Origin of the sequence: Hyphomicrobium sp. (assembly GCF_019744875.1) — a bacterium.
Taxonomy (GTDB): Bacteria; Pseudomonadota; Alphaproteobacteria; order Rhizobiales; family Hyphomicrobiaceae; genus Hyphomicrobium_C.
The window spans coordinates 564,234-576,970 of record NZ_JAIETU010000002.1 but is presented as its reverse complement, the minus strand read 5'-3'; the positions used below and the strand labels follow the sequence as shown (position 1 = coordinate 576,970).

Sequence of the window (12,737 nt, the reverse complement as noted above, 5' to 3'; positions counted from 1 at the left end):
AAACCAGAGCCGCCGGCGCACGCAGCCGTCATAGCGTGTGCAGATAGGCCATGACGGCCTCGATCTCTTCCGGCGAGAGCACGTACTCGGGCATATCGGGATGACCCGATACGATGCCTTCGGCGAGCGCCTCCGCGAGATTCTCGGGCGGATAGCGCTTCATCAAATCGCGGAAGGGCGGCGCTTGGGCATGCGGGCTTTGACCCTCCGGCCCGATCGCATGGCACCGGCTGCAGCGTGTGTCGAGCGCATGCCGCCCCGCATCGATCTGCGACGGATCGGCCGCCGCGACCGGCAAGGTCACCGAGAGGCTTGCCAAGATGAACCCGGCAAACGCGGAATATGAACCGTGCCGCGAAACACTCACCGGCTCGGCTCCGCCTTCAGGCTCATGATGTAGGCTGCGAGGTTGGCGCGCACCTCCTCCGGAATAATGAAATCCGGCATGGTGGGATGCGAGGTCTGCAGCCAGACGCGCACGGCCATCTCGGTCATTCCCGGCGTATTGGCCACAACGGAGAAATCCGGCGCATCGGCATTCGGCGAAAAGTCTTCGGCCGAGGCGTCGACGCCGTGGCACTCGGCGCAATGGGCTCGCGCGTAGATGCCGCCTTCGCGCTCCTTGCCTCGGTCATCGGCGAGGGCAGGGCAGGCGGCGGCAGCAAACAGCGAGACGAGAGGCAGAAAAGCGAGAGACGATGTGCGCACGAGGCGATCCTCCGAATGGTCGAGTAACCTTTAGGGGAGATGCCCGGGCGGGCTTTTGACCTGGGTCAACACGGAAGGCGCGGCGGGCGCGCAGATCGCGCCCGAGTCTCCATGCGGCGCCCACACCGTGAGAAAGCCGAGAAGACCAATGGCGAGCCCGGCCGCAAGCCGCAGCCCCTTATGTGCAGCAAGCGCCGTGAGCGAGCGATACCCGGCGACGGTGGCGGCAAGCCCCGGCAGTGTGCCGACCCCGAAGGCCAGCATGATCGCGCCGCCGCCGAGCGCGGATCCGCTGAGCAGCGCCGTGAACAGCGCGCCGTACACCATGGCGCACGGCATCAGCCCCCAGGCGAGGCCACCGGCCAGCGCCGTGGCGTAGGGGTGAGAGCGCGGCCGGGGCACGCGCGCGAGCCCATTCGAAATGGGAGCCAGCAGCCGATCCAGCACGGAGATCGACGGCAGCAGCCCCGCCGTCGAAAGCCCGATCCACATGAGCGCCGCCGCACTTGCCCATTGCGCCAATCTGAACGCGACCTCGCGGTCGAGCCACGCGATCGCCGGCGTGCCGATGCTGCCGGCGATCGCGCCGGCCAGAGCGTACGAAACGATGCGCCCGGCATGTGTGATCGCCGCGATCCGGATGGTTTCACCGGTGCTGCGCGCGCCTCCGAAGTGGAGCAGGCTGGCGCTCAGTCCGCCGCACATGCCCGCGCAATGCAGCGTGCTTGCGAGGCCCAGCCCCAATCCGCCTGCGATGCCGAGAAGCTGGTCCATGCGGCCTCAGCTGTCCTTTCCCGCGCTCGCGCAGAGAAAGAGACCCGGTGCGATCAGCCCAGCCAGCGCCCAGAAGGAGAGCGCGCTTGTATTCGTCGACAGCGCCGCGGGAAACACGCCGCAGGCCCAGCCGGTCGCCAGCAGGAGAGACAGCACGCACACCGCCACGGCGACCCATCGGCTCAGACCCGCGTCGGCCACCCGCTTCACGCTGACGGCCCAGAACGCGGTAAGGCAGACGAACACCCAGATCACGGCGGCCATCGTGGGAATCTCGGGCTGCGCGTAGATGCTCTCGTCGAAGCTGCCGTCGTTGAACAAATAAACCCCGAGCGCGGCGGCGAGGGCGATGGCCAGGCTGCCGAACACCCACTGCTGCCTGCTGGCCCGGCCGCGAAATGAAAAGAACAGATCGATAATGTCGTCGCTCATGGTGTCCCCGTGTGCCGTGCGTGATCACCGTATCGGCGTGGGGGTGGCCTGCTTTGACCGGCGTCAAAGCAGTCGCTTGCGAAGCGCCCATTGTGGGCGCCGTCGGTCTGTCGGTCGGGGGTGTTGGCCATGAATGCGAAGCGCTACGCTGCAGTGTTGTCCTTGTTTGTCGGTCTGTCCTCGGGCGCGCCCCAGGCGGCCGATGACCCAAGCGAGCACAACGCCGAGCATTGGCGCGCCGTTCTCAAGGCACAGCTCAAGACAGAGATGACCTGCGATCTGAATGAGGTTCTGGCCTACCAGGAGATCCCTTTGGGGGACGAAAAGGGCGTCGATGGACGCATCTCCTGCTTCGATGGCCGCGAGTTCAACTTCTCGCGCAAAACGGCGACCCAGAAGTTCCGCCTTGAGCTGTGCGCCGCCGCGGTCTGCTAAGGGAACGAAGGGCGTGCGAGACAGCGTCTCAATCCCACAGTTTCGCGATCAGGTTGACCGGGAACGGCTCCACGCCCTGGCGCGCTGTCCAGCGCCAGAGGATGTCGCGCGAGCTGTCCCCCAGGCTCTTCGGAATTTTCAGGTCGATGGCGTTTTCGGCCGCGTGGTGGCGCCGCCGCAGGGCGAGCGTCTGCTCGATGAGGTCGAGGCGGCTGGAGGTCAAAGGGCGCCCATCGATGGCCATGTGCTTGAGGCTGATCGAGACCTCGCGCTGATGCTCGCCGATTTCGACGTGCACGTCCCCGATGCGACCGGCGAATTCGACAAAGTCGTCCGGCTGATTGCGCTCCGTGGCGAGGATGGGAAACAGCACCTCTTCCTGGAAGCGCCTGTGTTCGCTCCAGCTCGGCGTCAGCACGGCCGCCAGGATGCCCGCGACGCGCAGCGCGGTGACGAACGGCAGCTCGCCCATGAGCGTGGCGAGCGCCATGTCGATTTCCGATTGCAGCAGCAGGTCCGCGTCGACTTTTTGAGCGAGGGCAAGCAGGTGCCGGGCGTTTGGGTCATGGCTCGATCGCATTGCCGGTCTCGGGGTTTCAGGACCGGCGGATCATAGTCCTGCGGATGCAGGGGGATTTGATCGAGATCATAGTGCCGCACCCCGCGACGGCGTTGTTACAAACTCGTACAATTTATCACTTGCCCCTCATACCGTCGGAGCAAATCACGCCTTTAATCGGCCTCGTATCACGGCAATCCGCACCGGCCGCCTGGCCGAGGAGAGACGATGCTCGCGAGCCAATTTCACGAAATCAGTGCACCATCGAAGCCGTCGGCCGACCGCGCGCGGGGAAGCCGCGCCCTCGACGAGCGTCTGGCGCAGGCGACGGAGCGGAGGCTCGAAGCCAAGGAGCACGTGTTCTGCGAGGGCGATGCGCGCACCTTCGTCTACCGTGTCGAGGAAGGCGTCATCGCCATCTACAAGACGCTGTTCGACGGCCGCCGCCGCATCATCGATTTCGCCTATCCGGGTGATTTCATCGGTCTCGGCGTGCTGGGCGAGCAGATCATGAGCGCGCAGGCCACGTGCACCGCCAAGGTGCGCTGCTTCTCCGCGCCCGCGCTTGAGAAGCTTGCCGAGACGGACGCCTCGCTCGCCCTCAAGCTCTACAAGTCCGTCTGTCAGGATCTGATGGCCGCACGCAGCCTGCTCGTCACCGTGGGCCAGCGCAGCGCCATCGAACGCGTCGCGGCATTCCTGCTCGCCTTGCACCGCCGGTCAGGCGGCGCCGGAGACGACGTCATCAAGCTCGCGATGCGCCGCAGCGATATCGCCGATTTGCTCGGCCTCACCATCGAGACGGTCAGCCGCACGATCACCAAGCTGCGCGAGATGGAAGTCATCGGCGTCGAGCAGGGCGGCACGACGGTCAAGCTGCTGGATGTCGCGCGGCTTGCAGACCTCGCCAACGAGTGAGCCGCACACGCGTCACGCCGCGCGGACACTATTGTTCGCGATCGAGCCTCCTGCTCATCTCCGCGTCGACGTCACGAGCGTGATCACCTCGCTCAAGCGATAGTTTTTGCTGAAGACGACCGTGTGGCGCAGCGGCGCGGATGCCGGGTTGCCGATGCGCGAAAACACGATCGCGACGCCCGTCGGGTTGTCAGCCAGCCAACCATCGAGCTGTCCGGCGGGAACGTAGGTGATCGGCTCCGAAAGGCGCGCCAGAAAGCCGAACTCTCCGCGCGGCACCTGCGTCATGGCGATCGGCCCGGTCTTCCTCTGCGAGAGGGCGTTGGCCACCGGATCAATATCGAACAGCTCGGTCACGGTGGCCCGGCTTTGTACCGCGATGCCGAGCACGAACACGAGATTGGCTATGGCGAGGCCGGTCAGCGCGCGCCGCACTGTGCCTGTGAACATTGCCAGTGCACCGAGCGCCAAAAGCCCCATCGCGATGAGCAGTGGCAAGCTTTGCTTCTGCAAGACGGACGAGACCAATGAATCGTTCTGCAGGAAGCGGTCTCCGAGCAGGGCGAACGCCACCAGTCCGGCAACGATGGCGCCGGCGAACGCGAGCACAGGGAGGCCATCGCGCGCGCGCGGCTCGATGTCTCTCAAGCCGAGCGAAAGAAGCAGCGCCACGGCGGGCACCACCGGAAGCAGGTAATGGAGCTGCTTGCCGCTGATGGCACTCAGGCCGAGCAGCGCGGGCACGATCCAGCACATGAGGAAGGTGCGTGGCGCGTTGCTGGCCGAAAGGACTTTGCGCAGGCCCGCCCACGCGGGCCGCCACGGAGCGAGCGGCGCGAGGAGCGCGAGCAAAATCGGCCCGTAGAACCAGAACGGGCGCGCATGCGCGAACGATGATGTGATCCGCCCGGCCGATTGCTTCCAGAACAGCATCTCCGCGAACTCCGGCCCGCCGAGGGCAGCGGCGCGCAGCGCCCAGGCAAGCCCGATGGCGATGGAGAAGGCGAACGCGACACCGACGCGCAGATACCATCCACGCTTTTGCGCCTCCTCGATCCACAACGGACCGAGCAGCGCTGCCGGCAGCGTGAAGAGAAAGACGATCGGCCCTTTGGCCAGTAGCCCGAGGCCGGTGCAGAGACCGTAGGCGAGCATCGCGCCGCGTCCGCCGCGCCGGCCCGCGTGCCACAGCGCGAGCTGCGCCCCCACCACGGTCGCGGTGAGCAGCATGTCGAACATGATCGAAAAGCCGAGGATGACGAACACCGGCAGAGCGGTGAGCATCAGCGCGCTTGCTGCCGGCCCCTGGATGGCATCCGGGAGAAGGCGGCGGTCGAGCCGATGGGTCAAGAGCAGCGTCACGCCCATTGCGGCCGCGCCGACCATGCGCGCCGGCCAGACAGAAACTCCGAACAGCGACCAGCTCGCATTGATCAGCCAGAACAGAAGCGGCGGCTTGTGCGAGTAGGGCGCGAAGTTGAGCGTCGGCAGCATCCAGTGTCCGGAGGCGCGCATCTCCCAGGCGACAGTGAGATAACGCGTCTCATCGACCGGCAGCGCGGGCCAGCTTGCGACGACGGCGACCAGCAGCCCCGCCAGCACTACGAGCGCGACAAGACCTGCGTTCTCGGTCGGTTTCGTTTCGAGGATCAAGCGATCAACTCGCAGCCGAAACGGCCTCGCCTGTCCGGGCCGAGGTGGTGACGAAGTAGAGATTGCGGGCATAGATCAACAGCCCGGTGGCCTGACCGATGATAAAGATCGGGTCGGCGCGCCAGAGCGCATAGCTGAGCAGCACGATGCCGCCCGCCAGGCTGAAGTACCAGAAGGCGACCGGCAGGACCGACCGGCGCTGCTGCTCGGAAGCCAGCCACTGCACGAAGAAACGCGCAGAAAAAAGCGCCTGCCCGATAAATCCGATACAGAGCCAGATCGTTTCCGACGACGCGGCGACATGAGCGCTCATTGCACAGTCTCCAGCTCGACGTTGGCAATCTGACGCTTCACCAGCCAGCGAACGCCGACCAGGTCGTAGATGCCCACCCAAAGACGATCCCAGAAGCCGTATTTCGAGGCGCCGGCCTTGCGCGGCCGATGCCCAACATCGACCAGCACGACGGCGACGCCCGAAGCCTTCATCAAGGCCGGCACGAAGCGGTGAATGTGATCGAAGAAGGGAAGGTCGAGAAAATCCTGGCGGCGAAACAGCTTCAGGCTGCATCCGGTATCGCGCACGTTGTCGCCGAGCAGGCTCGCGCGGATACCGTTGGCGAGCCGCGATGAGATGCGCTTCAGAAGCGTATCCTGGCGCCGCATCCGCTGTCCGGCGACGATCATGCGCGCCGTGACGTTCTGGCGGGCGGTGAATGCAGCAATCAGCGTGGCGATGTCCGCCGGATCGTTCTGCCCATCGGCGTCGAGCGTCACGATCAGATCTTGCGAGGCGGCGCGGATGCCGGTCAGGAGCGCGCGGCTCTGCCCCTGGCGCCGGCCATGGCGGATGACGCGCAGCGACGGATCGCGACCCCACGCGGCGATTGCGTTCGCCGCGGTGTCGTCCGTGCTGCCGTCATCGACGAGAACGACCTCGCGCACCGGAAGACCCTCGATCGCGCCGCGGATTTCGCGCAGCAGAGGGCCGATGCTGTCTTCCTCGTTGAACGCGGGAAGAACGATTGCGGCATACATGCGTGGTCCCCCTCGGTTCAGCTCCCGGGCGGCACCTTCCTGCGGCAAGCTGAAAGCAACCTGACAAACACGAAGCACGGCCCGAATTTGCGCTGGATCAGCGGGGTTCACGCAGGCGCATTGCTGCGATGCCGTTGGTGTTTCGAGTGCGCGCTGGCTCCTGCGGAAAGCCTGCGAATTCAAACGGATGCGCGCGGTTCTCCCGCGGATGGCAGAACGCCGGAAAGAATTGGGAACAGTCCCCGGCTGAGGCCGTTTGATCTTCAAGGACAGCCGACAAGGAGGAGAAAATGGCCTATCCGGATACCAATCAGGAGCGCCGCACCCGCGTCGACCCCTATCGCGATCCCGACGCAATCGACACGCGTTCGAGCTTCAACTGGCCCCTGGTTCTCGGCGTCGCCGTGGCCGCCCTTTTGGCCATGGCGTTGCTGGGGTCGTTCAACGACAATGCGAGCCTGACAAACGCACCAATAGACCGGCCCGCACTGCAAACGCCAGCGGACCCGCCGACAAAGGCGCCTGTCCCGGCGCCGGCACCCCCCGCTCCATAACGCGGGCGAACGAGAAAGGCTGGCACGCGTGCCAGCCTTTTTTCATGACGCGCTGTGCAAGCGGTAAAGCGCCCTGCAAAACCAACGGAGCGCCGAACCGGTTTCCCGGCTCGGCGCTCCTGACCAAAAGGGCGATGCGACGCCCCTCATGCTGGGTTAACGCGCAAAGCAGGCGCGGGTTCCAGAAGGTCCACGGGATATCACGGGTTCGACGCGTTTCCGGGTTCGAGCGTTCGAGGCCCGGAACTACTTCGAGCCGTGCGACCTGGTCCGTGGCGGCGCCACGCTGTCGTCGGCAACAGGCTCACCGCGAACGGCGCTGAGAGCAGCCTTCATATGCCGGCGGGCCATTTCGAGGTTTTCATTCGCGTCCGCCCGGCGCAGCAGCACTGCGTTCTGAAGCGACTTCCGAAGCTCGTTTTCGAGCTGCCAAAGCGACTTGAGTGCTGGGGGCATGTTTTTCAGGAAATCGTTGGCCATCGCTCTCACTTTCGAAGCGAGAATGTAACGATTTCAGTCCCGAAGGGTTCCACTTGACGTTTGCCGCGGGCGCTAACCATGGCGCGCCCTGCGGGCTATCCGGCGCGGCAGCCGGTCTCGCCCGGCACCGGCCCGCTCTGCGGCACGAGCCGCTTCAGCGTGCATTGCTCCACCAGCAACACCCGCAAGCCGCTTTCGCGCTCCTTCCACTCGGCTTTCCCCGCGAGGTTCTCGAGCTCCATCGGGTCCGTCGTGACGTTGTACATTTCGTACTCGTCCGCCACCGGCTTGGTCTTCACGCGTTCTTCGAAAATGCGCCGCGAGTTGCCCTCTTCGTCGCCTTCGCGGCCCTTGGGCGTGGCCACCACATCGCGCACGCCGTCCGATCCGGGCGTGCCCGGCGCGCTCCAGTAGCGCGGATGATCGAAATAGCGCGAATATTTCCAGACCTCGCCGTTGAGCGTCGCGATGACGGTCTCGACGTGGTTCGGCTGCGCGACGGAATCGTAGGTGATGCCGATGAAGTTTTTCTGGTCGAGCCCGCGGCTCGGATCGTCGTCCGTCATGAAGTAGATGGGCTCGGCCAGCTTGTCGGGCGCCTCGTCCCCACGGATGGCCGCTGAGAGATCGCGCCCGACCAGCGGCAGCGCATCGGTGAAGGCGGGGGCGATCGCCTTGCGGGTCGCCTCGCGGTCGATGCCGGCCAATCCCAGGATCGTGGGCACGATGTCGATGTGGCTGGTCGGGATCGCGATTCTGCGCGCTTCGTTTCCTCCCGGCAGTGCGACGACCAGCGGCACGCGGAGCGCTTCCTCGTAGGCCATGTACCACTTCTGGTGCAGGCCCCCGTGCGCGCCGAGAATGTCGCCATGGTCGGACGTGAAGACGACGATGGTGTCGTCGCGGAAGCGCGTCGCGTCGAGCGCGGCCAGCACCTCGCCCAGGTGGCGGTCCACGTCGGCGTGCAGCCGGTAGTAGAGCCGGTAGTACTCGCGGCTCGCGAAGCTCGGCTGCATGAACGCGCTGTAAGCATCCCGGTAGGAGCGCTGGCACGACGGTTTGTCGTCGAGCTTCTCCAGGCGCGTGCGGCCGAACAGGCTGCGGTCGAACGGCTCTTCGGGCACCCACTCGGGCACACTGAAATCGTACTGCGCGCGAAACTGCTCCGCCAGGTTCGAGAAGAATCCCCAGAGCGCGATGTCGTGCGGGTTCGTGAACGACGCCATCAGAAACCAGGGCGCGGTGTCCGTGGAGGCATCGAGGTCCTTGAGCTGTCGCACGACCTGATCGGAGACGGCCGGATCGCGCCCCTGCTTCCCTTGGCCCGCGCTGGAGCCTGATCGCAGCGGATCGGACCCGTGCGGCTCGGGCCCCACCCAGCCGGAGAAGCCGAACGGGTCGAGCAGATCGGCGTTGAGGTAGATGCTCTCCTTGGCGGGATCCGTGATGCCGTTGGCATCGTAGCTCGTCACCACTTGGCTGGTGCCGGGCACCCGGAGATCCGCCTCCGTGACGTGCCACTTGCCTTTCCAGTAGGTCCGGTAGCCGCCATGGCGCAGATAGTGCCCGAGCGTCGGCACGGAGCCGGGCAGCAGCCAGTGCATGTCGGGATCTGTGGCGGCCTTGGCGGCGCCGTCGGTGTTCGCCGCGCCGTGCAGCGAAGGATAGTGCCCAGTGTAGAGCGAGGTGCGGCTCGGCACGCAGGCGACGGACGCCACGTAATGGCGCTCAAACGAGATGCCGCGTTTCGCGAGGGCGGCCTGCGTGGGCAGATACTTGGCCCGGAACTCCGCCAGCGCCGCGCTTTCGTAGACCGTTGGAAAACGCTGTTCGTCAACGAGCAGGAAGAGCACGTTCGGCTTCTTGCTTGTGGCGGGTTTGGCGGTTTGTCCGGCTTCGGAGGGAGCATCGAGACCGGCCGCAGAGGCAGCTCCGGCCAGACCGAGCTTGAGCGCGGTTCGCCGTGTCAGCACTCCGTCTTCCGACATGACTCGTCCCCCAGGCGCTGGCCCGCAATCCAGCTACCCGGGAATTATGGGATGCGGAGTATAACGAGCGCAATAGGGAAGGCTGCGTAGGGACGGACCGGCGTAGGAACGGCCAGCAGCGGGCACGGGAAAGGTTTCCGTTAGCCTCCGAGGTCGTAGGCTGCCAGCGCGGCCAGGTTCACGAGATCCTCGTCCTTGGCGCCGAGTGCCGAGATCTGCACGCTCTTCTCGAGACCCACGAGGAGGGGCCCGATGATCGTCGCACCCCCGAGCACGCCCAGCATCTTGGTTGAGATCGACGCGGCGTGAAAAGCCGGCATGACGAGCACGTTTGCGGGGCCCGAGAGACGGCAGAACGGATAGAGCTTCAGGAGATCGGGTGACAGTGCCACGTCGGCCGCCATGTCGCCGTCGAACTCGAAATCGACGTCGCGCTCGGAGAGCAGCCTGACGGCCTCCAGCACCTGCGCGGTGCGCTCGCTGGGCGGCTGTCCGAACGTGGAGTAGGCAAGCAACGCCACGCGCGGCTCGATGCCGAATTTGCGCGCCGCGTTTGCCGCCTCCGTTGCGATGTTGGCGAGTTCCTCGGCGGTCGGCATGTCGTGCACGTTGGTGTCCGCCACCAGCACGCCGCGTCCCCGGTTGAGCGCCAGGCTCACGCCGATCACGTGCCGACCGGGCTTGGCGTCGATGACGCGGCGGACATCCTCGAAGGCGCTCGTCCAGTTCCGCGTGACGCCTGCCACCATGCCTTGGGCCAATCCGTGTGCCACCATCAGCGAGGCAAAGACGTTGCGCTCATTGCGCACCATGCGCAGGCAGTCGCGCCGCAGGTAGCCGCGCCGCTGCAGACGCGTGTAAAGGTGTTCGGCAAACTCCTCCGTCAGAGGCGAGCGCGTCGCGTCGACGATCTCGAATTCCGGCCTGAACTTGATGCCGGCCTCATGGAAACCGCGCCGGATCGCATCCTCGGAGCCGATCAGGATCGGAACCCCGAAGCCTTGCGAGATGTAGGCGTTGGCGGCGCGAATGACGGCCAGCTCCTCGCCGTCGGCAAACACCACGCGCTTCGGTGCCGCGCGTACCGCCTCGAAAATCGACTGCAGCCAGTCCGAAACCGGATCGAGGCGTCCCTTGAGGCGGGACACATAACCATCCATGTCGACGATCGGGCGTCGCGCAACGCCCGAGTCCATCGCCGCGCGCGCCACCGCCGGCGGGATGCGGCTGATCAGGCGCGGATCGAACGGGGCGGGAATAATGTACTCCGGCCCGAACGTGAGACGCCGCCCGAGGAAGGCGGTCGTGACCGCATCCGGCACGTCCTCGCGCGCGAGCGCGGCCAGTGCCTGGGCGGCCGCGATCTTCATGGCGTCGTTGATCGTGCGCGCCTGCACGTCGAGCGCGCCGCGGAAAATGAACGGGAACCCGAGCACGTTGTTGACCTGGTTCGGGTAGTCGGAGCGCCCGGTCGCGACGATGGCGTCGTCACGCACCGCCTGCACTTCCTCGGGCGTGATTTCGGGATCGGGGTTCGCCATCGCGAAGATGATCGGCTTCGGCGCCATCGACGCCACCATCTCGGCCGTCACCGCGCCCTTGGCGGAAAGCCCGAAGAACGCGTCCGCGCCGGCCAGCGCCTCCGCGAGCGTGCGCGCTTTCGTCTTGGAGGCGAAAGCGGACTTCCACTGGTTCATCCCGGCCTTGCGGCCCTCGTAGATGACGCCCTTGGTGTCGCACAGCACGACGTTCTTGCGTGGCATGCCGAGCGCACACATGAGCTCGATGCAGGCAATGCCGGCCGCGCCCGCGCCGTTCACGACCAGGCTGAAATTCTCAACGTCGCGGCCCGTAAGCTCGAGCGCGTTGATGAGGCCGGCCGCTGCGATAATCGCGGTCCCGTGCTGGTCGTCGTGGAACACGGGAATATCGAGCAGCTCCTTCAGCCGCTCCTCGATGATGAAGCAGTCCGGAGCCTTGATGTCCTCGAGGTTGATGCCGCCGAAGGTCGGGCCGAGGTAGCGCACGCAGTTGATGAACTGATCCACGTCCTCGGTATCGACGAGCAGGTCCATCGCGTCGATGTCGGCGAAGCGCTTGAACAGCGCACCCTTGCCTTCCATGACCGGCTTCGACGCCAGCGCGCCGAGGTTGCCGAGCCCAAGGATCGCCGTGCCGTTCGAGACGACGGCAACGAGGTTTCCCTTGTTGGTGTAGTCGTAGGCGAGGGACGGATTATCCGCGATCGCTTCCACCGGCACCGCGACGCCGGGCGAATAGGCGAGCGCAAGATCGCGCTGGGTGAGCAGCGGCTTGGTCGGCGTGATTTCGAGTTTTCCCGGCTTGCCCTGGCTATGGAACTGCAACGCCTCTTGGGCGGTGATGCGGGTGCGCTGGGATTTGTGGGTCATTGTGGCCGAATGGGATTGGACGCGAGCGCCGGGACGGCGGTCGGGGCGCGAAGCCTACGAGCCGTAAGCAGGTCCCACAACCGGTCATTCGTCCGACTTTCGGCGCATCCAAAACGCACACGCGCGCGCGACCAGGGAAGGGGGCGAAGAGAGGGTGCTACTCGACGATTTCCACCGAGAACGTGCGCTGGGTTACAGACCCGCCAAGCTCGGCTTCGACCGCAAATGTGTCCGGACCGGTCTGGCCGGGGCGTGCCGTGTAATAAATGCCAGTACCCTTCACGCGCTGGCCGATGCACGTTCCGGTCGCGCTCGTGTTCACGGTCGTCTCCTGGCCCGGCTCGAACGACACGTCGCCCTTCTGTGGCGGCTGCGTGATCGTCAGATTGGGTGTGGCCAGGCTTTCACATTTCTCGCCGAAACCGGCCATGATGAACACGCGTGCCCGGCGCCCCGCCACCACCGGATCGCGCCGTACGCCGTCGCCCACCTGCGCGCTGGGCGCGTTCGCTGTGGCGTTCGACCCCGGATCGGACGAGGAGCACCCCGCGAGCGCCAACGCGCCGGTGAGACCCGCCGCAAGCCAACAAACCGTCTTCGTCACGAAGTGAAGTCCCCCAACAGTAAGGCACGCCCAAGAACGTGCCCAAAAACGCGGCATAAGGCGCGGCGGCGGGTTCCCGGCCGCGGCCGGCTGCCGGGCGCGCCCGCATTCTGACACGTTCCGCGCCACGGAGCATCCGCGCCCCGCCACCCTGTGGAGAAGACGCTGCGTTGGGGCCCAAAATGA

15 protein-coding genes are annotated in these 12,737 nt (G+C 65.8%); 3 read left to right on the top strand and 12 right to left on the bottom strand.

Features of this window, described 5'->3' with window-relative positions:
• Window positions 1-28 precede the first annotated feature (28 nt).
• From K2Y42_RS02825 to K2Y42_RS02810, 4 genes are read right to left on the bottom strand one after another with little or no spacing between them, the layout of a single operon-like run.
• Entirely contained in the window at window positions 29-304 is a 276-nt protein-coding gene (locus K2Y42_RS02825) for a cytochrome c (RefSeq protein WP_366512331.1), read from the bottom strand.
• Between the two features lie 59 nt (window positions 305-363).
• Entirely contained in the window at window positions 364-708 is a 345-nt protein-coding gene (locus K2Y42_RS02820; protein ID WP_291148182.1) for a cytochrome c, read from the bottom strand.
• 30 nt (window positions 709-738) lie between these two features.
• The gene (locus K2Y42_RS02815; RefSeq protein WP_291148179.1) at window positions 739-1,482 is read right to left on the bottom strand and encodes a sulfite exporter TauE/SafE family protein; all 744 of its coding nucleotides are present in this window, start codon (window positions 1,480-1,482) and stop codon (window positions 739-741) included.
• Window positions 1,483-1,488: 6 nt separating this feature from the next.
• Complete coding sequence (locus K2Y42_RS02810; RefSeq protein WP_291148177.1) at window positions 1,489-1,914, bottom strand: DUF805 domain-containing protein; 426 nt, start codon at window positions 1,912-1,914, stop codon at window positions 1,489-1,491.
• Window positions 1,915-2,043: 129 nt separating this feature from the next.
• Between K2Y42_RS02810 and K2Y42_RS02805 the strand changes: the two genes are divergently transcribed.
• The gene (locus tag K2Y42_RS02805) at window positions 2,044-2,349 is read left to right on the top strand and encodes a hypothetical protein (protein WP_291148174.1); all 306 of its coding nucleotides are present in this window, start codon (window positions 2,044-2,046) and stop codon (window positions 2,347-2,349) included.
• Window positions 2,350-2,377: 28 nt separating this feature from the next.
• Here the strand turns inward: K2Y42_RS02805 and K2Y42_RS02800 are convergent, their stop codons facing one another.
• A complete protein-coding gene (locus K2Y42_RS02800; protein ID WP_291148171.1) occupies window positions 2,378-2,929 on the bottom strand; it encodes a hypothetical protein in 552 nt (183 codons plus the stop codon).
• A gap of 207 nt (window positions 2,930-3,136) precedes the next feature.
• On the opposite strand from K2Y42_RS02800, the gene K2Y42_RS02795 reads away from it, so the two are divergent.
• Window positions 3,137-3,826 (top strand): helix-turn-helix domain-containing protein, encoded by a 690-nt coding sequence (locus K2Y42_RS02795; RefSeq protein WP_291148169.1) that lies wholly within the window; start codon window positions 3,137-3,139, stop codon window positions 3,824-3,826.
• Between the two features lie 54 nt (window positions 3,827-3,880).
• Here K2Y42_RS02795 and K2Y42_RS02790 read toward each other — a convergent pair whose 3' ends face one another.
• Genes K2Y42_RS02790 through K2Y42_RS02780 form a run of 3 tightly spaced genes read right to left on the bottom strand, consistent with a single transcriptional unit; the run spans window position 3,881 to window position 6,514 of the window.
• Window positions 3,881-5,479, bottom strand: a complete 1,599-nt coding sequence (locus K2Y42_RS02790) for a glycosyltransferase family 39 protein (RefSeq protein ID WP_291148167.1) — start codon at window positions 5,477-5,479, stop codon at window positions 3,881-3,883.
• Window positions 5,480-5,483: 4 nt separating this feature from the next.
• Window positions 5,484-5,792: a lipid-A-disaccharide synthase N-terminal domain-containing protein gene (locus K2Y42_RS02785; RefSeq protein ID WP_291148165.1), complete on the bottom strand. Its 309-nt coding sequence runs from the start codon at window positions 5,790-5,792 to the stop codon at window positions 5,484-5,486.
• Window positions 5,789-6,514, bottom strand: a complete 726-nt coding sequence (locus tag K2Y42_RS02780) for a glycosyltransferase family 2 protein (protein WP_291148163.1) — start codon at window positions 6,512-6,514, stop codon at window positions 5,789-5,791. The genes K2Y42_RS02785 and K2Y42_RS02780 overlap by 4 nt, the downstream gene beginning before the upstream one ends.
• 290 nt (window positions 6,515-6,804) lie before the next feature.
• Between K2Y42_RS02780 and K2Y42_RS02775 the strand changes: the two genes are divergently transcribed.
• Window positions 6,805-7,068, top strand: a complete 264-nt coding sequence (locus K2Y42_RS02775) for a hypothetical protein (RefSeq protein ID WP_291148162.1) — start codon at window positions 6,805-6,807, stop codon at window positions 7,066-7,068.
• 246 nt (window positions 7,069-7,314) lie between these two features.
• Here K2Y42_RS02775 and K2Y42_RS02770 read toward each other — a convergent pair whose 3' ends face one another.
• The 4 genes from K2Y42_RS02770 to K2Y42_RS02755 form a co-directional block, all read right to left on the bottom strand.
• Window positions 7,315-7,548 carry a hypothetical protein gene (locus K2Y42_RS02770; RefSeq protein WP_291148160.1) on the bottom strand — a complete coding sequence of 78 codons (234 nt, stop codon included), beginning with the start codon at window positions 7,546-7,548 and terminating at the stop codon, window positions 7,315-7,317.
• A 95-nt stretch (window positions 7,549-7,643) separates the two neighbouring features.
• Window positions 7,644-9,536, bottom strand: coding sequence for a sulfatase-like hydrolase/transferase (locus K2Y42_RS02765; RefSeq protein ID WP_291148158.1), 1,893 nt, complete (start codon window positions 9,534-9,536; stop codon window positions 7,644-7,646).
• A gap of 140 nt (window positions 9,537-9,676) precedes the next feature.
• Entirely contained in the window at window positions 9,677-11,947 is a 2,271-nt protein-coding gene (locus K2Y42_RS02760) for an NADP-dependent malic enzyme (RefSeq protein ID WP_291148156.1), read from the bottom strand.
• A gap of 157 nt (window positions 11,948-12,104) precedes the next feature.
• On the bottom strand, window positions 12,105-12,551 hold the full coding sequence (locus K2Y42_RS02755) for a hypothetical protein (RefSeq protein ID WP_291148153.1): 447 nt from the start codon (window positions 12,549-12,551) through the stop codon (window positions 12,105-12,107).
• Between the last annotated feature and the right edge of the window lie 186 nt (window positions 12,552-12,737).

Excerpts from the sequence above, each read along its gene's own strand:
- K2Y42_RS02815 (WP_291148179.1), bottom strand. The coding sequence starts at position 1,482 with ATGGACCAGCTTCTCGGCATCGCAGGCGGATTGGGGCTGGGCCTCGCA.
- K2Y42_RS02760 (WP_291148156.1), bottom strand. The coding sequence starts at position 11,947 with ATGACCCACAAATCCCAGCGCACCCGCATCACCGCCCAAGAGGCGTTG.
- K2Y42_RS02785 (WP_291148165.1), bottom strand. The coding sequence starts at position 5,792 with ATGAGCGCTCATGTCGCCGCGTCGTCGGAAACGATCTGGCTCTGTATC.
- K2Y42_RS02765 (WP_291148158.1), bottom strand. The coding sequence starts at position 9,536 with ATGTCGGAAGACGGAGTGCTGACACGGCGAACCGCGCTCAAGCTCGGT.
- K2Y42_RS02780 (WP_291148163.1), bottom strand. The coding sequence starts at position 6,514 with ATGTATGCCGCAATCGTTCTTCCCGCGTTCAACGAGGAAGACAGCATC.
- K2Y42_RS02805 (WP_291148174.1), top strand. The coding sequence starts at position 2,044 with ATGAATGCGAAGCGCTACGCTGCAGTGTTGTCCTTGTTTGTCGGTCTG.
- K2Y42_RS02795 (WP_291148169.1), top strand. The coding sequence starts at position 3,137 with ATGCTCGCGAGCCAATTTCACGAAATCAGTGCACCATCGAAGCCGTCG.
- K2Y42_RS02810 (WP_291148177.1), bottom strand. The coding sequence starts at position 1,914 with ATGAGCGACGACATTATCGATCTGTTCTTTTCATTTCGCGGCCGGGCC.
- K2Y42_RS02775 (WP_291148162.1), top strand. The coding sequence starts at position 6,805 with ATGGCCTATCCGGATACCAATCAGGAGCGCCGCACCCGCGTCGACCCC.
- K2Y42_RS02770 (WP_291148160.1), bottom strand. The coding sequence starts at position 7,548 with ATGGCCAACGATTTCCTGAAAAACATGCCCCCAGCACTCAAGTCGCTT.
- K2Y42_RS02800 (WP_291148171.1), bottom strand. The coding sequence starts at position 2,929 with ATGCGATCGAGCCATGACCCAAACGCCCGGCACCTGCTTGCCCTCGCT.